Origin of the sequence: Klebsiella sp. CD33 (assembly GCF_051992865.1) — a bacterium.
Taxonomy (GTDB): domain Bacteria; phylum Pseudomonadota; class Gammaproteobacteria; order Enterobacterales; family Enterobacteriaceae; genus Klebsiella; species Klebsiella pneumoniae.
Genome location: NZ_CP197023.1, coordinates 3,146,127 through 3,166,797, shown reverse-complemented (window position 1 = coordinate 3,166,797; position 20,671 = coordinate 3,146,127). Strand labels below are relative to the sequence as shown.

Sequence of the window (20,671 nt, the reverse complement as noted above, 5' to 3'; positions counted from 1 at the left end):
CATTATGTTTTTAGTCGACTCCCACTGCCATCTTGATGGTCTGGATTATCAAACTCTACACAAAAACGTCGACGACGTGCTGGCAAAAGCGGCCGCACGCGATGTGAAATTTTGCCTCGCCGTCGCCACGACGCTGCCTGGCTACCGCAGTATGCGCGAACTGGTGGGGACGCGTGACAACGTCGTCTTCTCCTGTGGCGTACACCCATTAAACCAGGACGAGCCCTGGGAGGTAGAGACCCTGCGCGCGCTGGCAGCGGAAGAGGGCGTCGTGGCGATGGGGGAGACCGGTCTGGATTATTTTTATACCCCGGAAACTAAAGCCCAACAGCAAAGCTCGTTCCGCGACCACATTCGTATCGGCCGTGAGCTCAATAAGCCGGTGATCGTCCATACCCGTGACGCGCGTGCCGATACTCTGGCTATTTTGCGCGAAGAAAAGGTGACGGATTGCGGTGGCGTACTACACTGTTTCACTGAGGACAGGGAGACAGCGGGCAAGCTGCTCGATATGGGGTTCTATATCTCGTTTTCCGGTATCGTCACTTTTCGTAACGCCGAGCAGCTGCGTGATGCGGCGCGCTACGTGCCGCTGGATCGCCTGCTGGTTGAAACCGATTCGCCGTACCTGGCGCCGGTCCCCCACCGCGGCAAAGAGAACCAGCCGGCGCTGGTCCGTGACGTTGCCGAGTATATGGCGGTACTGAAGGGGGTGTCGCTTGAGCAGCTGGCTCAGCAGACCACCGACAATTTTGCCACCCTGTTCCACATCGACCCCGCCCGTTTGCAACCTGCTTGATCTGCTTATTATTTTAAGGCTCGTAATTAATAGCCAAAGCGAGTAAAGTTCACCGCCACAAAAGTGGCGGTGAAGGTTTTTTAGCAACATCTGGATACAATTTATGTAAGTTGATGTAAATTTTTACCGGAAGGCTGATTGAAACGTGATAGCCGTCAAACAATCATCCCGTTAATTATTTTACTCTGTGTAATAAATAAAGGGCGCTTAGATGTCCTGTCCACGGCACGGTTCTCCCCCCGGGCCAATGCGTGAAAGCGTAAAAAAGTACCAAATACTCAGGAGCACTCTCAATTATGTTTAAGAATGCATTTGCTAACCTGCAGAAGGTCGGTAAATCGCTGATGCTGCCGGTATCCGTACTGCCTATCGCAGGTATCCTGCTGGGCGTCGGTTCCGCTAACTTCAGCTGGCTGCCAGCCGTGGCCTCCCACGTTATGGCAGAAGCAGGCGGTTCAGTTTTCGCCAATATGCCGCTGATCTTCGCTATCGGTGTGGCCCTCGGCTTCACCAATAACGACGGTGTATCCGCACTGGCTGCAGTCGTGGCTTACGGCATCATGGTGAAAACCATGGCGGTTGTTGCGCCGCTGGTGCTGCATTTACCTGCTGACGAGATTGCGGCAAAACACCTTGCTGATACCGGCGTGCTTGGCGGTATTATCTCCGGTGCTATCGCCGCCTACATGTTCAACCGCTTCTATCGCATCAAGCTGCCAGAATATCTCGGCTTCTTTGCGGGCAAGCGATTTGTGCCGATTATCTCTGGTCTGGCCGCTATCTTCACCGGCGTGATCCTCTCCTTCATTTGGCCGCCGATCGGCTCCGCGATCCAAACCTTCTCCCAGTGGGCTGCTTATCAGAACCCAGTGGTGGCGTTTGGTATCTACGGTTTCATCGAACGTTGCCTGGTGCCGTTTGGTCTGCATCACATCTGGAACGTTCCTTTCCAGATGCAGATCGGCGAATACACCAACGCGGCTGGTCAGGTGTTCCACGGCGATATCCCGCGCTACATGGCAGGCGACCCGACGGCGGGCAAACTGTCTGGCGGCTTCCTGTTCAAAATGTATGGTCTGCCGGCAGCGGCTATCGCGATTTGGCACTCTGCTAAACCGGAAAACCGCGCCAAAGTGGGCGGTATCATGATCTCCGCCGCGCTGACCTCGTTCCTGACCGGTATCACCGAGCCGATCGAGTTCTCGTTCATGTTCGTGGCGCCGATCCTGTACGTTATCCATGCCATTCTGGCGGGCCTGGCGTTCCCGATCTGTATCCTGCTGGGTATGCGTGACGGTACCTCGTTCTCTCACGGCCTGATCGACTTTATCGTGCTGTCCGGTAACAGCAGCAAGCTGTGGCTGTTCCCGATTGTTGGTATCTGCTATGCGATCGTGTACTACGTCATTTTCCGTGTGCTGATTAAAGCCCTGGATCTGAAAACTCCGGGTCGTGAAGACACCACCGAAGAGAGCAAAGCTGGCGCCACCAGCGAGATGGCTCCGGCTCTGGTCGCCGCTTTCGGCGGTAAAGAGAACATCACCAACCTCGACGCATGTATTACTCGTCTGCGTGTTAGCGTGGCGGATGTAGCGAAAGTTGACCAGGCTGGCCTGAAAAAACTGGGCGCCGCTGGCGTGGTAGTGGCAGGTTCTGGCGTACAGGCCATCTTCGGTACCAAGTCCGATAACCTGAAAACTGAAATGGATGAGTACATCCGTAACAGTTAAGACGTAGTATCGGGGAGACTAAGGCAGCCAACTGGCTGCCTTTTTTATGCGCTAAAGTCGGTGCCCCACAAGCGATAACCCTGAAAACAGTCCGCCATATGCTTATTCCCTCAGCAGCTAAGTCTATAGTTGAATAAGAAAAAGAGCTTTCAGGTTGAAAGAGAGGGAGAATGTCGCTCATACTCTTAGCGGAACCTGTGCGTCCGCGTTTATCTGCAGAAGCAGGCCAGCGCACGGGATAAAACTTATAAGGAATCAGTCATGGCAGAAGAAACGATTTTCAGCAAAATCATTCGCCGGGAGATCCCGTCGGATATTGTCTATCAGGATGAGCTTGTGACCGCTTTTCGCGACATCTCCCCGCAGGCGCCCACCCATATTCTGATTGTCCCGAATGTTCTGATTCCTACCGTAAATGACGTCACCGCTGAACATGAGCTGGCGCTGGGCCGGATGATGACCGTCGCGGCGAAGATCGCCCGCGATGAAGGTCTTGCCGACGATGGCTATCGGTTGATCGTCAACTGCAACCGCCACGGCGGCCAGGAAGTGTACCATATCCATATGCATCTGCTGGGCGGTCGTCCGCTTGGCCCGATGCTGGCGCACAAAGGCTAACGTCATGCTCAGGACCCTTTTGGGCGCGTGTCTGGCGGCGGGGCTACTCGCCGGGTGTAGTTCACACCCGGAGATCCCGGTTTCTGACCAGCAGGCGCTGGTGATGGAGTCGAGCGTGCTGGCGGCGGGGATCAGCGCCAGCGAGCCTGCCGTCGTGGCGACAGAGATTCAGGCTACCGCCTCCTCAACGCTATATAACGAGCGCCAGCAGCCGGTTACCGTGCACTATCGTTTTTTCTGGTATGACGCCCGAGGGCTGGAGATGCATCCGCTGGACGCGCCGCGCACCATCGTGGTACCGGCCCGCTCCTCGGTCACGTTATATGGCAGCGCCAATATCCTGGGGGCGCATAAGGCCCGCCTTTATCTTTATCTGTAAGGGGTAATTATAATGATGAAAATGTGTCGCTATGCGTTAATCACAGCACTGGCGATATTCCTCGCAGGCTGTGCGGGGTTGCGGGAGCAGCCCGCGCCGGTAGAAGAGGCCAAACCGCAGCCGCAGCAGCCTGCGCAGCCGCAGCCCACGGTGCCGACCGTACCGGCGGTGCCCTCTGTCCCGGCGCAGCCTGGGCCGATTGAGCATCAGGATCAGCAGTCGGGTCAGCCGGCGCCGCGCGTGCGTCATTATGACTGGAACGGCGCGGTTCAGCCGCTGGTGGGGCAGATGCTGCAGGCGAGTGGGGTCAATGCCGGCAGTATTCTGCTGGTTGACAGCGTGAACAACCGCACCAACGGTTCGCTGAATGCTGGAGAAGCCACCACTGCGCTACGTAGTGCGCTGGCCGGTAACGGCAAATTTACCCTGGTATCGGCGCAGCAGCTGGCGGTCGCCAAGCAGCAGCTGGGCCTGTCGCCGCAGGACAGCCTCGGCAGCCGCAGCAAAGCCATGGGCATCGCCCGCAACGTGGGCGCGCAGTATGTGCTTTACTCCAATGCCACCGGCAACGTCAACGCGCCTGAGCTGAAAATGCAGCTCATGCTGGTGCAAACCGGTGAGATTATCTGGTCAGGTAAAGGTGCTGTTCAGCAACAATAAGCTAACGCGCGACGAGCTCTTGTCGCGCTTCTTTCCCCATTATCATCCTGTCGCCTCGCTGAGCCAGAGTGGCCTCAGCGGCGGCAGTGTGATTATCAGCGACGGCGACCGGCGGCACGTGCTGCGTCAGCCGCACGATCCGTCTGCCGGCACTTACTATTTTCGCCGTCAGTATCACACACTCCGCCGACTGCCTGCCAGGCTGGCGCCAACCCCGCTGTTTTACTCACCCTGCTGGATGGTGGTGGAGTATTGCACAGGGGAGGTGAAAAGCGAGTTACCGGCCTCCCCGCAGCTGTCAGGCTTATTGTATGATTTGCATCAGCAACCGCGGTTTGGCTGGCGGGTTAGCCTCACACCACTGCTGGCCCAGTACTGGCAGAGGTGCGATCCGGCGCGGCGCAAGCCGCGTTGGCTGCGCTGGCATCAGCGGCTGCGCCGCCAGGGCGAGCCCCGTCCCCTGCGGCTGGCGCCGCTGCACATGGACGTCCATGCTGGCAATATTATTCATAATGAGTCCGGCCTGAGGCTGATCGACTGGGAATATGCCGGCGATGGCGATATCGCGCTGGAGCTGGCCGCGGTGTGGATCACGCCTGGCGAGCGCCGTCGGCTGGTAGAAGCGTATGCCCGGCGGGCGGCCATCGACGCGCAGCTGCTTTGGCGGCAGGTTGTACTCTGGCGCCCGTGGGTACTGCTGTTGATGGCGGGCTGGTATGAAATGCGCTGGCGGCAGAGCGGGGACCGGCAATTTATCACGCTGGCAGATGAAACATGGTGTCAGTTAGACAACGAACGTAAAGGATAAGAGAGGTCAGTGTGGGCCCAGTGATGTTGGATGTCGAAGGGTATGAGCTGGATGCGGAAGAGCGAGAAATTCTGGCGCATCCGCTGGTGGGAGGGTTGATCCTCTTTACCCGAAATTATCACGATCCGGCGCAGCTGCGCGAGCTGGTGCGCCAGATCCGCGACGCCTCCCGGAACCACCTGGTGGTGGCGGTCGATCAGGAAGGGGGGCGGGTTCAGCGTTTCCGCGAAGGGTTTACCCGTTTACCGGCGGCCCAGTCTTTCGCCGCGCTGCTGGGGATGGAAGAGGGGGGCAAACTGGCCGCCGAAGCCGGCTGGCTGATGGCCAGCGAAATGATCGCCATGGATATCGATATTAGTTTTGCGCCAGTGCTGGACGTCGGCCATATCAGCGCCGCAATCGGCGAACGTTCTTATCATGAAGATCCGCAGAAAGCGCTGACGATGGCGCGTCACTTCATTGACGGGATGCACGCCGCGGGCATGAAAACCACCGGCAAACACTTCCCGGGACACGGGGCGGTGACTGCCGATTCGCACAAAGAGACGCCGTTCGATCCGCGGGCGGCATCGGTTATCCGCGACCATGATATGGCGGTGTTCAAAAGCCTTATCGCCGAGCAGCGTCTGGACGCCATTATGCCGGCGCATGTGATTTACCCGGAGCTCGATCCGCGTCCGGCCAGCGGCTCGGCGTACTGGCTGAAAACGGTGCTGCGCGGCGAACTGGGCTTTGACGGGGTGATTTTCTCCGACGATCTGTCGATGGAAGGGGCGGCGATCATGGGCAGCTATGCCGAACGCGGTCAGGCATCGCTCGACGCCGGTTGCGATATGATCCTCGTCTGCAATAATCGTAAAGGCGCGGTCAGTGTGCTGGATAACCTGTCGCCGATCAAAGCAGAGCGTGTTACGAAATTGTATCATAAAGGTTCCTTTTCCCGTCAGGAGTTAAGGGATTCAGCCCGTTGGAAAACGGTGAGTGCCCAGCTGGAGCAGCTTCATGCGCGCTGGCAAGAGGCGAAGTCCGCGTAACGCTCTACGGGGCGTTGTTGTCTGGTGAGGATGCGATGATTATCTATTTACACGGTTTTGACTCGAACAGCCCCGGTAACCATGAGAAGGTGATGCAGCTGCAGTTTATCGACCCGGACGTGCGGTTGATTAGCTACAGCACGCGGCATCCCAAGCACGATATGCAGCATTTGCTGAAAGAGGTCGATAAAATGCTGCAGCTCACTGCCGATGACCGGCCGCTGATCTGCGGCGTCGGCCTTGGCGGCTACTGGGCGGAGCGGATTGGTTTTCTGTGCGATATCCGCCAGGCGGTGTTCAATCCAAACCTGTTTCCGCATGAGAACATGGAAGGCAAAATCGACCGACCGGAAGAGTATGCTGACATCGCCACCAAGTGCGTGACCAACTTCCGCGAGAAGAACCGCGATCGCTGCCTGGTGGTGCTTTCCCGCCAGGACGAGGCGTTGGACAGCCAGCGTTCCGCCGATCTCCTGCACCACTATTATGAAATTATCTGGGATGAAGAGCAGACCCATAAGTTTAAAAATATCTCGCCGCATCTGCAGCGGCTGAAAGCGTTTAAAACCCTCGGCTAACTGCTTTTCCCTTGTTCCCAAACCCGCGTCGGGTTCACCACGCGGGTTTTTTCATGTCTACACTTATTGGTTTCGCTGAAAAAATACGCGACAAAACTTGATGCACATCAATTTTGGTATGACCAATGCACCGTTCATGGTATTCTCGACAGTGCTGAATGGTTTCATTAACGTAACTTGTTGTTAAATAAAGGCTATTTCAATAACTTTTATTTAACAATTGGTTAATAATTTTAGGGGTACACATGACTACGCCATTGAAAAAAATCGTAATTGTGGGTGGCGGCGCTGGCGGACTGGAACTGGCAACTCAGCTGGGGAGAAAGTTAGGGCGCCATAAGAAAGCGAAAATCACCCTGGTGGACCGTAACCACAGCCATCTGTGGAAGCCGCTGCTGCACGAAGTGGCCACCGGTTCTCTGGATGAAGGCGTTGATGCGCTGAGCTATCTGGCCCATGCCCGCAACCACGGTTTCCAGTTCCAGCTGGGCTCGGTGGTTGATATCAACCGCGAAGGGAAAACCATCACCCTCGGCGAGCTGCGCAATGAAAAAGGCGAGCTGCTGGTGGCTGAGCGTAAACTGCCGTACGACACGCTGGTCATGGCGTTGGGCAGTACCTCGAATGACTTTAATACCCCTGGCGTAAAAGAGAACTGCATTTTCCTCGACAACCCGCACCAGGCGCGTCGCTTCCATCAGGAAATGCTCAACCTGTTCCTTAAATACTCTGCTAACCTCGGCGCTAACGGTAAAGTAAATATCGCCATCGTCGGCGGCGGCGCCACCGGCGTGGAGCTCTCCGCTGAGTTGCACAATGCGGTGAAACAGCTGCACAGCTACGGCTACAAAGGGCTGACCAACGAAGCGCTGAACGTCACGCTGGTCGAGGCGGGCGAGCGCATTCTGCCTGCGCTGCCGCCGCGCATTTCCGGGGCAGCGCATAATGAGCTGACTAAGCTGGGCGTACGGGTTCTGACGCAGACCATGGTCACCAGCGCGGATGCGGGCGGCCTGCACACTAAAGATGGCGAATATATTGAGGCGGATCTAATGGTCTGGGCGGCGGGGATCAAAGCGCCAGATTTCATGAAAGAGATCGGCGGCCTCGAAACCAACCGTATCAATCAGCTGGTGGTCGAGCCGACGCTGCAGACTACCCGCGATGCGGATATTTTCGCCATCGGCGACTGCGCCTCCTGCGCCCGTCCGGAAGGCGGCTTTGTGCCTCCGCGGGCCCAGGCGGCGCACCAGATGGCTACTTGCGCGCTGAACAACATCCTGGCGCAGATGAAAGGCAAACCGCTGAAGGCATACACCTATAAAGACCATGGCTCGCTGGTGTCGCTGTCAAATTACTCCACCGTCGGCAGCCTGATGGGTAACCTGATGCGCGGTTCGATGATGGTGGAAGGGCGCATTGCGCGCTTCGTGTACATCTCCCTGTACCGTATGCACCAGATTGCCCTGCATGGTTACTTCAAGACCGGCCTGATGATGCTGGTCGGGCGCATCAACCGCATCATTCGCCCGCGCCTGAAGCTGCACTAATCGCTGTCGCGACCCGGAGGCGCGCTCTGAGGGCGCCTCCGGGCTCTTCTGCTGGAACCGCAGAGATCCCGCTCGGAATCCTCTGAATCCCTTTGATTTGCAGCGAATTCTCGCACTTTTCATCCGCTATCTGATTTGCGCCCTCCCGGCTCCGGTTGCAAAATTGTATCAACAGCAACAAAGGAGGAACTCCCGTGAATAAATCTATGTTGGCGGGTATAGGGATAGGCGTGGCTGCCGCGCTGGGCGTTGCAGCTGTCGCTGGTCTCAACGTGTTGGATCGCGGCCCGCAGTATGCGCAAGTGGTCTCCAGTACACCGATTAAAGAAACCGTGAAAACGCCGCGTCAGGAATGCCGCAATGTCACGGTGACTCATCGTCGTCCGGTACAGGATGAAAACCGCATCGCCGGTTCGGTGCTGGGCGCGGTGGCGGGCGGGGTGATTGGCCACCAGTTTGGCGGCGGTCACGGACGCAGCGTGGCGACGGTCGTAGGTGCGCTGGGCGGCGGCTATGCAGGCAACCAGATCCAGGGCGCAATGCAGGACAACGATACCTACACCACCACCCAGCAGCGCTGCAAAACGGTGTATGACAAATCCGATAAAATGCTTGGCTACGATGTGACCTATAAGATAGGCGATCAGCAGGGGAAAATCCGCATGGATCACGATCCCGGCAGCCAGATCCCGCTGGACAACAACGGCCAGCTGGTCCTGAACAACAAAATCTAAAAACAGATTTGTGTAGTGATTAGCCCCTCAATCGCTCAGGCTGAGGGGCTTTTTTTATCAGAAGGTTAAGGCGTAGTTCAGACCAAAGGTGCGGCCACGACCTTTGTACTCATACAGCGATGAACTGCCGTAGGTTGGGCTGTAGAGCGGCGGCGCGCGCTGGCCCCAGATAGTGACATAGTCTTCGTTAAGCAGGTTTTCGATACTGAAGGTCAGTTTCCCCACCGGCAGCGCGTAACTACCGATAAAATCGACGGTGTTATAGCCTTCCAGCTTGTTGCCGGCGGCATCGCTGAGGTCAAATACCTGCTGACTCTGCACGCGCAGGCTCCACGGATCCGGCGCCCAGCCCACCCAGGCGGTGGCTTTTGACGGCGAGGCGAGGGTGACGTCCCATTTTTGCCAGCGGCCGTCGGTCTGCACCTGGGATTTCAGCACGTTAAAGTTACCGCCGACGCTCCAGTCGCTATCCGGAATAAAGTAGTCGACCGCCCCCTCAACGCCGTAAATACGCCGTTTGTCGGACTGAACGTCGATGGTCATGTCGGTGCGGTTGACGACAATGGTCTTATCCGAGGTCGAGTAGTACGCCGCCAGCTGGGTGCGCAGGTTATCGCCGGTGTAGCGCCAGCCCAGCTCATACGAGTTAACTTTGATCCCCTGCAGCGGCGAGTCATCGACGTTGACGCTGGAGATCAGCGGCAGATGACCATTCACCGCAGCGCCATATTTACCGATGCCATAGTATTTACCAGGGTCCGGTAGCTCGACGCCCTGCGAGAAGTTAAACCAGGTTTGTTGACGCTCGGTCAGGTGGGCCACGATCCCGGCGTTAAACAGGAAATTGTCATAATCGGTTTTGCCGCCTTTGATGGCGTCGGCGGAGCGCGCTTTGCCGTTGGCGATATCCTGCTGCTGGGCGTAGCCGACAAAGTCGTCGACCCGGTTTTCGGTCCACTGGTAGCGTACCCCGCCGCTGACGGTAAAGATATCGTTCAGATCGTAGCTGGACTGCAGGAATGGCGCGACATTGGAAATACTGTATCCCGGGTAGCGGCCGGTTGTGTAGATCGATTCGTTGTGCAACCCGCCGGAGGCCATCGATTGTGGCAGATCGAAGAACATCTGGTTGGCATTAAAGGTCTCATGATCGGCGTCGAGACCCCAGGTGAGATCCCACCCCGTCAGCGGTTGACTGTTGAGGGTCAGCTTGGCCCCATACTGATCGGTATCCTGCTGCGACGAGGAGAAGCTACTGACCTGACCTTTCGTGAGCGTCGGGAACGGATAGAAGGTGAGGGACTCATCGCGATAGTACACCTGGCTCACCAGATTCTGGCCGAAAAAGTCGGCATCGGAGTACTGGAGGCTGATCAGATGGCGTTCGGTGCCGGGGATACGGTCGGAATTGAGCCCGTCGGTGGTATACGCTTTGCCGCCGCTGGTGACCGCGGACATGTTCTTCCCGAGCCACAGACCGTAGTCATCATCGCCCTGGCTTTTATAATACTGGGTGACCAGCTGCAGCTGGCGGTTATCATCGATCTCAATCGTCCCCGTCCCCATTACGTCGAGGCGGTCAGAGTGCTGGAGCCCCGTTTGGGTATTATCGAGGATCAGCGCATCGTTATTGCCGTCGTACCAGCCGCCGAAACGCTGATAGGCTACCGACAAGCGGCCGGATGCGTGGTCTGTTCCGCCGCTGACGGCCGCCGCGACGCGCTCATCATGATCGTTGCTGTTCGCAAAACCGCTCTTGCTGCCCACCTCAAGATCGACCTGACGATCCTGCTGCCCCTTTTTGGTAACGATGTTGATAAGCCCGCCGGTACTGCCCCCGCCGTACAGCGAGGTCGCTCCGGAGATCACTTCGATATGTTCGATGTTGAATGGATCGATGGCGTCGAGCTGGCGGCTGTCGGTGCGTGAGGAGTTGAGCCGGACGCCGTCAATCAGCACGACGATCGCGCGCCCGCGCATGTTCATCCCATAGTTGGTCCGCCCCTGGCTGCTGACGTCGATGCCGGGGATCATCTGCGCCAGCACGTCTTTGAACTCTTTCCCGCCCTGGACCTGCTGCTCAATCTCCTGGCCCTCAATGACCCAGGTGGTTTGGGCCATTTCGGCCACGGTGCGATGGGTGCGGTTTGCGCTAACGATGATGCTGTCTTCATCAGACTGAGCCGCCAGCGCAGGCAGCGTGCTGGCCAGCAGCAGAGGGTGGAGCACCCAGAGGCGCTTTTTCATATCCATTCCTTTTATGAGCAAGTTGCTTTGTCGTTGTTATGGGCCGGCGTCGGCCGGTATTCGTTACAATGCGAAACATCTGGAAAAACTCAAAAAAGGATTTTGCACATAATGAATATCGCAATCAATATCATTTGCGTTTATCTTGCGCGAGAAAAGGTAATAAAAATCAATCTATTTTGTGGGGATAAAGCCAACAGGAGAGCGGATCCGGCGGCAGAATACCGCCGGAAGCAGGGCGCATCAGGACTCGAGGACCTGCGGCCAGAGACGGAGAGTGGTATCGGTGATTTGCATCAGCTTGTCGAAATCCGCGCCTTCCCGGGCGCTAATCGACATCCCCTGCAGAACGCAGTTAAGAAATTGCGCCAGCTGCGCGACATCGCGGCCCGCGGGCAGTTCGCCCTGCGCCTGCCGCTGCTGCAGAAACTGGGTTAGCGCCTGCTCCTGCATCGCATGGCGGGATTTGATGGTATTGGCGATATCCGTCGAGGAGGCGGCCAGCGCGGCGGAGGTATTGATGATAAAGCAGCCGGCCGGCGTCTCTTTGCTGGTAAAGCAGGTGGCGACCGCCGTGAAGTAGTCACGCAACGCGCGATCGACGGATTTTCCCTCGGCAAACAGCACGGCTTCATGCTTCGCGGCAAAGCGCGAAATGTAACGATCCAACACTGCGCGGAATAGGCCTTCTTTATTCACAAATTCCGCATACAGGGTGGGGGCTTTTGCTCCTGTCGCCTCGACCAGATCGGCGAGCGAGGTCGCCTCATAGCCGTGCTGCCAGAAGAGTGTCATGGCTTTGTCCAGCGCCGCATCCCTGTCGAACACCTTCGGTCGGCCACGGCTTTTTTTGGCGCAACTTTGAACGTCAGTTGTCATGGTGCCGTTGTACCTATGTTGGTTTGGTGAAAGGCCATTATAAAAATAAACGATCGCCGGGGCCAGCGCTGTCGGTTTAAAAATAAATAATTCATATATGTATGAAATTTAAGCATTTTATAAATAGTTAAACGATCGTTATAAAAATGCATTGACGTGTGACATAGATCACATTATTATTTACCTATCGATCGTTAAGTTAATGCTTGCGACCCTACTATAAAATTCATCTGCACAGGTATAATAATCATGAAAACCGTTAATACTCTGGCTATTGCCGCCGTTTTAAGTTCCCTTTCTTTCGCCAGCTTTGCCGCTGTAGAGGTGCAGTCCACCCCTGCAGGACAGCATAAAGTAGGCACCATCTCTGCTTCTGCCGGGACTAACCTGGGCTCGCTGGAAGACCAGCTGGCGCAGAAAGCGGATGAGATGGGCGCCACTTCATACCGTATTACTTCGGTAACCGGTCCGAATACCCTTCACGGTACCGCCGTTATCTACAAGTAAGCCCGATGCGTCGCTGCCCGGCCCCCTTCACCGGACGGCGATGAGTAAGACCCTGTTGTACCCCTGTTTGACCCTTGCCAACAAAAAACCCGCCATCAGGCGGGTTTTTTGTTTTGTGCAGCGTAAGACTACAACGACTGCGGTCCTGGGTCAGCATGACGGGTGACGTCAATCGGCATGCCCGAGCGGTAATTCATCGCGCGCTCCATCACCGTCCCGTCGGTCTGCGGCGCCTGTTTGAACGCAGTCATGGCCGCATTAAGCGTAATGGGCAGGGTCTGCGGGTCGTCATCGATATGCTCAGACAGCGGCTGATGGACCTCAACCAGACGGCGGCCATCCGGCTCAACCGACGCCTTGATCGGCGTGTTGATAATGTTCACCTTCGTGCCCGGCGAGATAGTGTTGTACAGCGCCTTGATATCGTTATCGCGCAGACGAATGCAGCCGGAACTGACGCGCATACCGATGCCGAAATCGGCATTGGTGCCGTGCAGGAGATAGACTCCGCCATAGGCGGCGAGGCGGATGGCGTGATGGCCCATCGGATTGTCAGGACCAGCAGGCACTACCGCCGGCAGCTCAATCCCCATAGCCTTGTAGCGCGCGCGAATGTTGGCGGTAGGTGTCCAGGTCGGATTGGCCCGTTTGTCGGACACGGTTGTGACCATCGTCGGTGTGATGGTGGTTCCGCCCAGCTGGCCGATGCCGATTGGGTAGACGGTCACTTCATTTTTGCCCGGCGGGTAATAGTAGAGGCGCAGTTCGGCGAGGTTTATCACCAGCCCTTCGCGCGGCGCATCGGGCAGCAGCGTCTGCAGGGGGATGGTCAGCACGCTGCCGGCGCGCGGAACATAGGGGTCAACCCCGGGATTGGCCTGCAGCAGGGCCAGGAAGCCGACATTGTACTTCTTGGCAATCGCTTCCAGCGAACCGCCGTCATCCTGTACCACATGAAACTGATTCTGACCCACCAGCCGGCTGCCCGGCGGGGGAAGGGGCCAGGTGTTAGCGCGCGCGGGGAGGGCCAGCGCGGCGACTAACGCGACTAGCGTCAGCCAAAGCGTCACGGGGAAACGGTTTCTCATTACCATAACTCCAAAATATGTAAGTGGTTATTTTTATACGAAAAGCAGATGAGATTATGGCGTGAGTCTGTGTGGGGAAATCCAGGCGGATTGCAAAATGTTTGTAAAGATTGCCAGATATGTGGGAAGGGAGATACGGCAGCGGGGCCGTATCTCCTGCCAGTCAGGCGACGGCGTTCTCTTCCAGCTGGCGCATAAACTGGCGAACCCAGTCCATCCGCGTTTTACGCTCCTCCAGGTCCTGCATGAACTTCAGGCGCGTGGGACCGTCCAGGCGGAAGTGCTGGGGCTGCTTCTGCAGCAGGCCGATCAGCCACACCGGATTGACGTTGTTTTTCTCGTTAAATTCGATCACGCCGCCTTTTTCGTTGCTTTCCAGCTTGCGGATCCCTAACTTTTGCGCCTGCTGACGCAGACGGGCGATATCCAGCAGGTTGCGGGCGGCATCGGGCAGGCGGCCAAAACGATCGATCAGCTCGACTTTGATCTCCTCCAGATCCTGTTCGTTTTTGGCGCTGGCAATGCGCTTATAGAATGACAGGCGCGTATTGACGTCAGGGATGAAATCATCAGGCAGCAGGGAAGGCATGCGCAGTTCAACCTCCGTCTGCTGACTGGTGAGATCTTCCAGCGAGGGTTCACGCCCGGCTTTCAACGCATCGACTGCGTTCTCCAGCAACTCCATATACAGGGAGAAACCGATGGTTTCCATCTGACCGCTCTGATCTTCCCCAAGCAGTTCCCCGGCCCCGCGAATCTCCAGATCGTGGGTTGCCAGCGCAAAGCCGGCGCCGAGATCTTCCAGCGACGCAATGGCCTCGAGGCGCTTTTGCGCATCGGTGGTCATCGCTTTCGGATGCGGCGTCAGCAGCCAGGCATAGGCCTGGTGATGCGAACGGCCAACGCGGCCGCGCAGCTGGTGCAGCTGGGCGAGGCCAAAATGGTCGGCGCGTTCGATGATGATGGTGTTGGCGGTGGGAATGTCGATCCCGGTTTCGATGATGGTGGTGCACACCAGCACATTGAAGCGTTGATGATGGAAGTCATTCATCACCCGCTCCAGTTCGCGCTCCCTCATCTGACCGTGACCGATGGCGATCCGCGCCTCCGGCACCAGCTCCGCCAGCTTGTCGGCGGCTTTCTGGATGTTCTCAACGTCATTAAACAGATAGTAGACCTGGCCGCCGCGCAGCGTTTCGCGCAGGATCGCCTCGCGCACCACCAGGGCGTCATATTCGCGAACGAAGGTCTTCACCGCCAGGCGTCGCGCCGGCGGCGTGGCGATGATCGACAGATCGCGCATCCCGCTCATCGCCATGTTCAGCGTCCGCGGGATCGGCGTGGCGGTGAGGGTCAGGATATCGACATCGGCGCGCATCGCTTTGATGCGCTCTTTATGCCGCACGCCAAACCGGTGCTCTTCGTCGACGATCAGCAGCCCGAGATCGCGCAGCTTCACCTCGCTCTGCAGCAGCTTGTGGGTGCCGATCAAGATATCGATTTTGCCTTCCGCGGCCTGCTCGAGGATCTGCGCCTGCTCTTTAGCGCTGCGGAAGCGGGAGAGCATTTCGATGCGTACCGGCCAGTTGGCGAAACGATCGCGGAAATTGTCATAGTGCTGCTGAGCCAGCAGGGTGGTCGGCACCAGCACCGCCACCTGCTTGTGGTTCTCCACGGCGAGGAAGGCGGCGCGCATGGCCACTTCGGTCTTGCCGAAGCCCACATCGCCGCACACCAGGCGGTCCATGGCCAGCGGCTGGCACATATCGCTGAGGACGGCGTTGATCGCCTGCGCCTGATCCGGCGTGGTTTCAAATGGGAAGCCGTCGCAGAACAGCTGATACTGTTCGCGGTCGTGTTTAAAGGCAAAACCCGCCTTCGCCGCGCGCTGGGCGTAGATATCCAGCAGCTCGGCCGCCACGTCGCGTACTTTCTCAGCCGCTTTTTGTCGCGCCCGGGTCCAGGCATCGCCGCCCAGCTTGTGCAGGGGGGCGTTTTCTTCCGCCCCGCCGGCATAGCGGCTGATAAGATGCAGGGACGATACCGGAACGTATAGCTTGGCATCGTTGGCGTAGGTCAGCATCAGATATTCGCCGATGATGCCGCCGGCTTCCAGGGTAGTCATGCCCGCGTAGCGGCCCACGCCGTGTTCCAGGTGAACGACCGGCTGGCCGATATGCAGTTCGGCGAGGTTGCGAATCAGAGTGTCAGGGTTAATGGTGCGTCGCGAATCCTGACGACGGCGCGCCACCCGCTCGCCGAGCAGGTCGCTCTCGCAAATCAGCGCCAGGCCGCGCTGGCTGTCGATAAACCCGTGCTCGGCAGCGCCAATCATCAGATAGCGGCCGTTGCCGGTGGCTTCCTCCAGACGCAGCACATGTTTTGGCGCAACTTTAATCCGCGCCAGCATTTCGCTCAGCGCTTCACGGCGGCCTTCGCTTTCCACCGAGAAGATCACCGGACCGGTAAAGGACTCGAGGAAGCGGCGCAGATTATCCAGCGGCGCTTTGTTCTGCGCCTGGACGGCGAGGTCCGGCAGCGTCTGGTAGCCCAGATTAGTATTTGCCGCTTTGTCCGCCAGACGTTCGGTTTTCAGCTGCACGCGCGGCCATTTTTTCAGTTCGCTGAATAGCTCATCGCTGCGCAGCCACAGCAGCTCAGGCGGCAGGAGCGGGCGCATCGGGTCGACGCCGCGGTTTTCAAAGCGGGCGCGGGCTTCATTCTGGAATCGTTCCGCGCTGGCCTCGAGATCGCCGGTGTTGACGATCAGCGTGCTGGCTGGGAAATAGCTGAATAACGGCGGCAGCGGCTCGCTGAAGAACAGCGGTTGCCAGTATTCGATACCGGCAGGTAGCGTCCCTTTACTGACCTGCTGATAGATGTGCTCGGCATCGCGCTTCACCTCAAAGCGGTCGCGCCACTGGCTGCGGAACAGCTCAATAGCGGTCTGGTCGGTGGGGAACTCGTGCGCCGGCAGCAGGTTAATGGCCGCCACTTCCTCCAGCGTGCGCTGGCTGTCAACGTCGAACAGGCGCAGGCTGTCGATTTCATCGTCAAAGAAATCAAGGCGATAGGGCTGATCGCTACCCATCGGGAACAGGTCGAGCAGCGCGCCGCGGGTAGCATATTCGCCGTGCTCCATCACCTGATCGACATGGCGGTAGCCGGCCCCCTCCAGCTGATCGCGCAGCGCATCGCGCGACAGGCGCTGGCCCTTTTTCATCACCAGCGCGTGGCCGTGAAGGAAGCTGTGCGGACAGACGCGCTGCATCAGGGTGCTGACCGGGACGATCAGTACGCCGCGCTGCATGGTGGGTAACTGGTAAAGGGTGGCAAGACGGGAGGAGATGATGTCCTGATGCGGCGAGAAGCTGTCGTAAGGGAGCGTTTCCCAGTCCGCCAGCCCCATCACCATGCTGTCGGTAAACTGCCTGATCTCGTCGTTCAGACGCAGCGCGTTTTGCATGTCAGGCGCCACCAGCACCACCGGGCCGTTGTGGCGTTCGGCCATCTCCGCCACCAAAGTGGCGCAGGCTGCGCCGGTCAACTCGCCAAGCTGGCGCTGATCGCCGGCTTTGACCGGCAATGAGTATCGATATTGTTCAGGCATAGACGGTTTCATGATCTCTTAGGGATTCGCTCTGCCGATATGGAGGGCAACTCGCTGATATTCAATAGTGAGATTATCCGCGATTGGTCTGGATTCGCCAACCCGAATTGCCATCGCGTGTTGGGTGAAGAAAGGTCAGCGCTGTCGATAAGCGTAAAGATAAATAAGTAAGTACTTATCTATCCGTTTGTATTTACTTGGTTTTTAGGTTTATTGCTAATAAAGTCGTCATGTATCAGTCGTTTACGCTGCCCCTAATCGCTTATATACTCGGGCATCGGCTATCAGCAACCAGATGGATGACATGTACCAACCTGCCGCACTCTTTATCGGCCTACGCTATATGCGCGGGCGCGCAGCCGACCGCTTCGGTCGTTTCGTCTCCTGGCTCTCAACTATCGGTATTACGCTTGGCGTAATGGCGCTGGTGACGGTCCTGTCGGTGATGAACGGCTTTGAACGCGAGCTGCAAAACAACATCCTGGGGCTGATGCCACAGGCCATTCTTAGCGCCAAACAGGGTTCGGTGAACCCTCAGCAACTGCCGGAGCGCGAAGCGAAACTTAATGGGGTAACCCGCGTAGCGCCGATCACCACCGGCGACGTGGTGCTGCAGAGTGCGCGCAGCGTGGCGGTCGGGGTTATGCTGGGCATTGATCCGGCGCAGAACGATCCCCTGACTCCATACCTGGTGAACGTCAAACAGAGCGATCTGCAGGCGGGCAAATATAACGTTATTCTCGGCGAGCAGCTGGCGGGCCAGCTGGGGGTTAATCGCGGCGATAAAATTCGCGTGATGGTTCCTTCCGCGAGTCAGTTTACGCCGATGGGCCGCGTGCCGAGCCAGCGTCTGTTCACGGTCATCGGCACCTTCGCCGCCAACAGCGAAGTCGATGGCTATCAGATGCTGACCAACATCGACGACGCCTCCCGTCTGATGCGCTATCCGCTGGGGAATATCACCGGCTGGCGCCTGTGGCTGGATAAACCGCTGCAGGTCGACACCCTGAGTCAGCAGACGCTGCCGCCGGGAACTCAGTGGCAGGACTGGCGCGAGCGCAAGGGCGAACTGTTCCAGGCGGTGCGCATGGAGAAAAATATGATGGGCCTGCTGCTGAGCCTGATCGTCGCCGTCGCGGCCTTCAACATTATTACCTCGCTGGGGATGATGGTGATGGAGAAGCAGGGCGAAGTGGCGATCCTCCAGACCCAGGGGCTGACGCCGCGGCAGATTATGGCCGTCTTTATGGTGCAGGGGGCCAGCGCCGGGATCGTCGGCGCGCTGCTGGGAGCGGTGCTTGGCGCCCTGCTGGCCAGCCAGCTGAATAATTTAATGCCGATCATCGGCGCCTTCCTTGACGGCGCGGCGCTGCCGGTGGCGATTGAGCCGCTGCAGGTCATTGTTATCGCCCTGGTGGCGATGGTGCTGGCCCTGTTGTCTACGTTGTACCCTTCCTGGCGCGCTGCCGCCACCCAACCCGCTGAGGCTTTACGTTATGAATAAGATCCTGCTGCAATGCGACAACCTGTGCAAACGCTATCAGGAAGGCAATGTGCAAACCGATGTCCTGCACAATGTCAGCTTCAGCATTGGTGAAGGCGAGATGATGGCTATCGTCGGCACCTCCGGCTCTGGCAAAAGTACGCTGCTGCATCTGCTCGGCGGCCTGGATACGCCCACCTCTGGCGACGTGATTTTCTCCGGTCAGCCGATGAGCAAGCTATCCACCGCCGCGCGCGCCGACCTGCGTAACCGCGAGCTGGGCTTTATCTATCAGTTCCACCATCTGCTGCCGGACTTTAGCGCACTGGAAAACGTGGCGATGCCGCTGCTGATTGGCAAAAAGAAGCCGGCGGATATTGAACGCCAGGCGAAAGCGATGCTGCAGGCGGTCGGGCTTGAACACCGCAGCCATCACCGTCCGTCGGAGCTCTCCGGCGGCGAGCGCCAGCGGGTGGCGATTGCCCGCGCGCTGGTGAATAAACCGCGGCTGGTGCTGGCGGACGAGCCAACCGGTAACCTCGACGCTCGCAACGCCGACAGCATCTTCCAGCTGCTGGGCGAACTGAACGTCGCGCAGCGCACCGCGTTTCTGGTGGTGACCCACGACCTGCAGCTGGCGAAGCGCATGAGCCGCCAGCTGGAGATGCGCGATGGCCGTCTGACCGCCGACCTGACCCTGATGGGGGCCGAGTAATGGCGTCTCCGTTATCGTTACTGATTGCATTGCGTTTCAGCCGCGGCCGGCGGCGCGGCGGCATGGTGTCGCTGATCTCGGTGATCTCCACCATCGGCATTGCGCTGGGGGTGGCGGTGCTGATCGTCGGCCTCAGCGCGATGAACGGCTTTGAGCGCGAGCTGAATAACCGCGTGCTGGCGGTGGTACCGCACGGCGAAATCGAACCCGTGAATCAGCCGTGGAATAACTGGCAGGAAGCGCTGGCGAAGGTGCAGAAGGTGAAGGGGATTGTCGCGGCAGCGCCCTATATTAACTTCACCGGCCTGGTGGAGAGCGGCAGCAATATGCGCGCCATCCAGGTGAAAGGCGTCGACCCGCAGCAGGAGAGCCAGCTCAGCGCGCTGCCTACCTTTGTGCAGAATAACGCGTGGGCCGGATTCAAGGCTGGCGAACAGCAAGTGATCCTGGGCAAAGGGGTCGCCGATGCCCTGCACGTGAAGCAGGGGGACTGGGTGTCGATCATGATCCCTAATGCCGACGCCGACCATCAGCTGCTGCAGCCAAAACGCGTCAGGCTGCATGTGACCGGAATTTTACAGCTGAGCGGCCAGCTCGATCATAGTTTTGCCATGATCCCGATGCAGGATGCGCAGCAGTACCTGGAGATGGGTGGCAGCGTGACCGGCATCGCCATCAAGGTCACCGACGTTTTCCATGCTAACAAGCTGGTACGCGACGCCGGCGAGGTGACCAACAGCTACGTCTACATCAAGAGCTGGATCGGCACCTATGGCTATATGTATCGCGACATCCAGATGATCCGCGCCATTATGTACCTGGCGATGGTGCTGGTGATCGGCGTGGCCTGCTTTAACATCGTCTCGACGCTGGTGATGGCGGTCAAAGACAAAAGCGGCGATATTGCGGTGCTGCGCACGCTTGGCGCAAAAGACGGCTTAATTCGCGCGATTTTCGTGTGGTATGGTTTATTAGCCGGATCGGTAGGCAGCCTGTTTGGGGTGGTGATCGGCGTGATCTGCGCGTTGAACCTGACGTCGATCATCAACGGCATCGAATACCTGATTGGGCATAAATTCCTCTCCGGCGACATCTATTTTATTGACTTCCTGCCGTCAGAATTGCACTGGCTGGACGTCTTTTATGTGCTGGTGACAGCACTGTTGCTGAGTTTGCTGGCCAGCTGGTATCCCGCCCGCCGCGCCAGCCGCATCGACCCGGCGAGGGTGCTGAGTGGCCAGTAATTTATCGT

The 20,671-nt window shown here is 58.0% G+C and carries 21 protein-coding genes; 16 read left to right on the top strand and 5 right to left on the bottom strand.

Annotated features, from left to right (window positions below; genetic code table 11):
- Positions 1-4: 4 nt before the first annotated feature.
- The 10 genes from ACR809_RS15805 to ACR809_RS15760 all read left to right on the top strand — a co-directional run bounded on the left by ACR809_RS15805 (position 5) and on the right by ACR809_RS15760 (position 8,890).
- Positions 5-799 carry a metal-dependent hydrolase gene (locus ACR809_RS15805; RefSeq protein WP_004140680.1) on the top strand — a complete coding sequence of 265 codons (795 nt, stop codon included), beginning with the start codon at positions 5-7 and terminating at the stop codon, positions 797-799.
- Positions 800-1,095: 296 nt separating this feature from the next.
- Positions 1,096-2,529, top strand: a complete 1,434-nt coding sequence (gene ptsG, locus ACR809_RS15800; RefSeq protein ID WP_122051418.1) for a PTS glucose transporter subunit IIBC — start codon at positions 1,096-1,098, stop codon at positions 2,527-2,529.
- Positions 2,530-2,790: 261 nt separating this feature from the next.
- Entirely contained in the window at positions 2,791-3,147 is a 357-nt protein-coding gene (hinT, locus tag ACR809_RS15795; RefSeq protein ID WP_002900681.1) for a purine nucleoside phosphoramidase, read from the top strand.
- Positions 3,148-3,151: 4 nt separating this feature from the next.
- Positions 3,152-3,526: a YcfL family protein gene (locus tag ACR809_RS15790; protein WP_002900683.1), complete on the top strand. Its 375-nt coding sequence runs from the start codon at positions 3,152-3,154 to the stop codon at positions 3,524-3,526.
- 21 nt (positions 3,527-3,547) lie between these two features.
- Positions 3,548-4,186 (top strand): penicillin-binding protein activator LpoB, encoded by a 639-nt coding sequence (gene lpoB / locus ACR809_RS15785; protein ID WP_014342994.1) that lies wholly within the window; start codon positions 3,548-3,550, stop codon positions 4,184-4,186.
- Positions 4,167-4,994 carry a thiamine kinase gene (thiK, locus tag ACR809_RS15780; protein ID WP_101970361.1) on the top strand — a complete coding sequence of 276 codons (828 nt, stop codon included), beginning with the start codon at positions 4,167-4,169 and terminating at the stop codon, positions 4,992-4,994. The genes lpoB and thiK overlap by 20 nt, the downstream gene beginning before the upstream one ends.
- Before the next feature lie 23 nt (positions 4,995-5,017).
- Positions 5,018-6,028 carry a beta-N-acetylhexosaminidase gene (nagZ, locus tag ACR809_RS15775; protein WP_004147935.1) on the top strand — a complete coding sequence of 337 codons (1,011 nt, stop codon included), beginning with the start codon at positions 5,018-5,020 and terminating at the stop codon, positions 6,026-6,028.
- A gap of 35 nt (positions 6,029-6,063) precedes the next feature.
- Positions 6,064-6,606, top strand: a complete 543-nt coding sequence (gene ycfP / locus ACR809_RS15770) for an alpha/beta hydrolase YcfP (RefSeq protein ID WP_002900775.1) — start codon at positions 6,064-6,066, stop codon at positions 6,604-6,606.
- 245 nt (positions 6,607-6,851) lie between these two features.
- Positions 6,852-8,156 carry an NAD(P)/FAD-dependent oxidoreductase gene (locus ACR809_RS15765; RefSeq protein ID WP_002900778.1) on the top strand — a complete coding sequence of 435 codons (1,305 nt, stop codon included), beginning with the start codon at positions 6,852-6,854 and terminating at the stop codon, positions 8,154-8,156.
- Between the two features lie 194 nt (positions 8,157-8,350).
- Complete coding sequence (locus ACR809_RS15760; RefSeq protein ID WP_002900781.1) at positions 8,351-8,890, top strand: glycine zipper 2TM domain-containing protein; 540 nt, start codon at positions 8,351-8,353, stop codon at positions 8,888-8,890.
- A 57-nt stretch (positions 8,891-8,947) separates the two neighbouring features.
- Here ACR809_RS15760 and ACR809_RS15755 read toward each other — a convergent pair whose 3' ends face one another.
- Complete coding sequence (locus ACR809_RS15755) at positions 8,948-11,137, bottom strand: TonB-dependent siderophore receptor (protein ID WP_122051417.1); 2,190 nt, start codon at positions 11,135-11,137, stop codon at positions 8,948-8,950.
- A gap of 68 nt (positions 11,138-11,205) precedes the next feature.
- Between ACR809_RS15755 and ACR809_RS15750 the strand changes: the two genes are divergently transcribed.
- On the top strand, positions 11,206-11,328 hold the full coding sequence (locus ACR809_RS15750) for a hypothetical protein (protein ID WP_004140642.1): 123 nt from the start codon (positions 11,206-11,208) through the stop codon (positions 11,326-11,328).
- 52 nt (positions 11,329-11,380) lie between these two features.
- On the opposite strand, the gene ACR809_RS15745 is transcribed toward ACR809_RS15750, so the two are convergent.
- On the bottom strand, positions 11,381-12,016 hold the full coding sequence (locus ACR809_RS15745) for a TetR/AcrR family transcriptional regulator (RefSeq protein WP_004140640.1): 636 nt from the start codon (positions 12,014-12,016) through the stop codon (positions 11,381-11,383).
- A complete protein-coding gene (locus ACR809_RS15740) occupies positions 12,013-12,168 on the bottom strand; it encodes a hypothetical protein (protein WP_004147941.1) in 156 nt (51 codons plus the stop codon). The genes ACR809_RS15745 and ACR809_RS15740 overlap by 4 nt, the downstream gene beginning before the upstream one ends.
- A 97-nt stretch (positions 12,169-12,265) precedes the next feature.
- Here ACR809_RS15740 and bhsA point away from each other — a divergent pair, with 97 nt between their 5' ends.
- Complete coding sequence (gene bhsA, locus ACR809_RS15735; protein WP_002900788.1) at positions 12,266-12,523, top strand: multiple stress resistance protein BhsA; 258 nt, start codon at positions 12,266-12,268, stop codon at positions 12,521-12,523.
- Between the two features lie 128 nt (positions 12,524-12,651).
- Here bhsA and ldtC read toward each other — a convergent pair whose 3' ends face one another.
- Positions 12,652-13,611, bottom strand: a complete 960-nt coding sequence (gene ldtC / locus ACR809_RS15730; RefSeq protein WP_023279550.1) for a L,D-transpeptidase LdtC — start codon at positions 13,609-13,611, stop codon at positions 12,652-12,654.
- Positions 13,612-13,774: 163 nt separating this feature from the next.
- The gene (gene mfd, locus ACR809_RS15725) at positions 13,775-17,221 is read right to left on the bottom strand and encodes a transcription-repair coupling factor (protein WP_122051416.1); all 3,447 of its coding nucleotides are present in this window, start codon (positions 17,219-17,221) and stop codon (positions 13,775-13,777) included.
- 39 nt (positions 17,222-17,260) lie between these two features.
- Between mfd and ACR809_RS15720 the strand changes: the two genes are divergently transcribed.
- The 4 genes from ACR809_RS15720 to lolE all read left to right on the top strand — a co-directional run bounded on the left by ACR809_RS15720 (position 17,261) and on the right by lolE (position 20,663).
- On the top strand, positions 17,261-17,392 hold the full coding sequence (locus tag ACR809_RS15720) for a hypothetical protein (protein ID WP_004140630.1): 132 nt from the start codon (positions 17,261-17,263) through the stop codon (positions 17,390-17,392).
- 133 nt (positions 17,393-17,525) lie between these two features.
- Entirely contained in the window at positions 17,526-18,725 is a 1,200-nt protein-coding gene (lolC, locus tag ACR809_RS15715) for a lipoprotein-releasing ABC transporter permease subunit LolC (protein ID WP_004176566.1), read from the top strand.
- A complete protein-coding gene (lolD, locus tag ACR809_RS15710) occupies positions 18,718-19,419 on the top strand; it encodes a lipoprotein-releasing ABC transporter ATP-binding protein LolD (RefSeq protein WP_002900798.1) in 702 nt (233 codons plus the stop codon). Before lolC ends, lolD begins: the two co-directional genes overlap by 8 nt.
- The gene (lolE, locus tag ACR809_RS15705; protein WP_004176565.1) at positions 19,419-20,663 is read left to right on the top strand and encodes a lipoprotein-releasing ABC transporter permease subunit LolE; all 1,245 of its coding nucleotides are present in this window, start codon (positions 19,419-19,421) and stop codon (positions 20,661-20,663) included. The genes lolD and lolE overlap by 1 nt, the downstream gene beginning before the upstream one ends.
- Positions 20,664-20,671: the final 8 nt, after the last annotated feature.

Coding starts and splice junctions, on each gene's coding strand:
- ACR809_RS15805 (WP_004140680.1), top strand. CDS start 5: ATGTTTTTAGTCGACTCCCACTGCCATCTTGATGGTCTGGATTATCAA.
- ptsG (WP_122051418.1), top strand. CDS start 1,096: ATGTTTAAGAATGCATTTGCTAACCTGCAGAAGGTCGGTAAATCGCTG.
- hinT (WP_002900681.1), top strand. CDS start 2,791: ATGGCAGAAGAAACGATTTTCAGCAAAATCATTCGCCGGGAGATCCCG.
- ACR809_RS15790 (WP_002900683.1), top strand. CDS start 3,152: ATGCTCAGGACCCTTTTGGGCGCGTGTCTGGCGGCGGGGCTACTCGCC.
- lpoB (WP_014342994.1), top strand. CDS start 3,548: ATGTGTCGCTATGCGTTAATCACAGCACTGGCGATATTCCTCGCAGGC.
- nagZ (WP_004147935.1), top strand. CDS start 5,018: ATGTTGGATGTCGAAGGGTATGAGCTGGATGCGGAAGAGCGAGAAATT.
- ycfP (WP_002900775.1), top strand. CDS start 6,064: ATGATTATCTATTTACACGGTTTTGACTCGAACAGCCCCGGTAACCAT.
- ACR809_RS15765 (WP_002900778.1), top strand. CDS start 6,852: ATGACTACGCCATTGAAAAAAATCGTAATTGTGGGTGGCGGCGCTGGC.
- ACR809_RS15755 (WP_122051417.1), bottom strand. CDS start 11,137: ATGAAAAAGCGCCTCTGGGTGCTCCACCCTCTGCTGCTGGCCAGCACG.
- ACR809_RS15750 (WP_004140642.1), top strand. CDS start 11,206: ATGCGAAACATCTGGAAAAACTCAAAAAAGGATTTTGCACATAATGAA.
- ACR809_RS15745 (WP_004140640.1), bottom strand. CDS start 12,016: ATGACAACTGACGTTCAAAGTTGCGCCAAAAAAAGCCGTGGCCGACCG.
- ACR809_RS15740 (WP_004147941.1), bottom strand. CDS start 12,168: ATGCATTTTTATAACGATCGTTTAACTATTTATAAAATGCTTAAATTT.
- bhsA (WP_002900788.1), top strand. CDS start 12,266: ATGAAAACCGTTAATACTCTGGCTATTGCCGCCGTTTTAAGTTCCCTT.
- ldtC (WP_023279550.1), bottom strand. CDS start 13,611: ATGAGAAACCGTTTCCCCGTGACGCTTTGGCTGACGCTAGTCGCGTTA.
- mfd (WP_122051416.1), bottom strand. CDS start 17,221: ATGCCTGAACAATATCGATACTCATTGCCGGTCAAAGCCGGCGATCAG.
- ACR809_RS15720 (WP_004140630.1), top strand. CDS start 17,261: ATGGAGGGCAACTCGCTGATATTCAATAGTGAGATTATCCGCGATTGG.
- lolC (WP_004176566.1), top strand. CDS start 17,526: ATGTACCAACCTGCCGCACTCTTTATCGGCCTACGCTATATGCGCGGG.
- lolD (WP_002900798.1), top strand. CDS start 18,718: ATGAATAAGATCCTGCTGCAATGCGACAACCTGTGCAAACGCTATCAG.
- lolE (WP_004176565.1), top strand. CDS start 19,419: ATGGCGTCTCCGTTATCGTTACTGATTGCATTGCGTTTCAGCCGCGGC.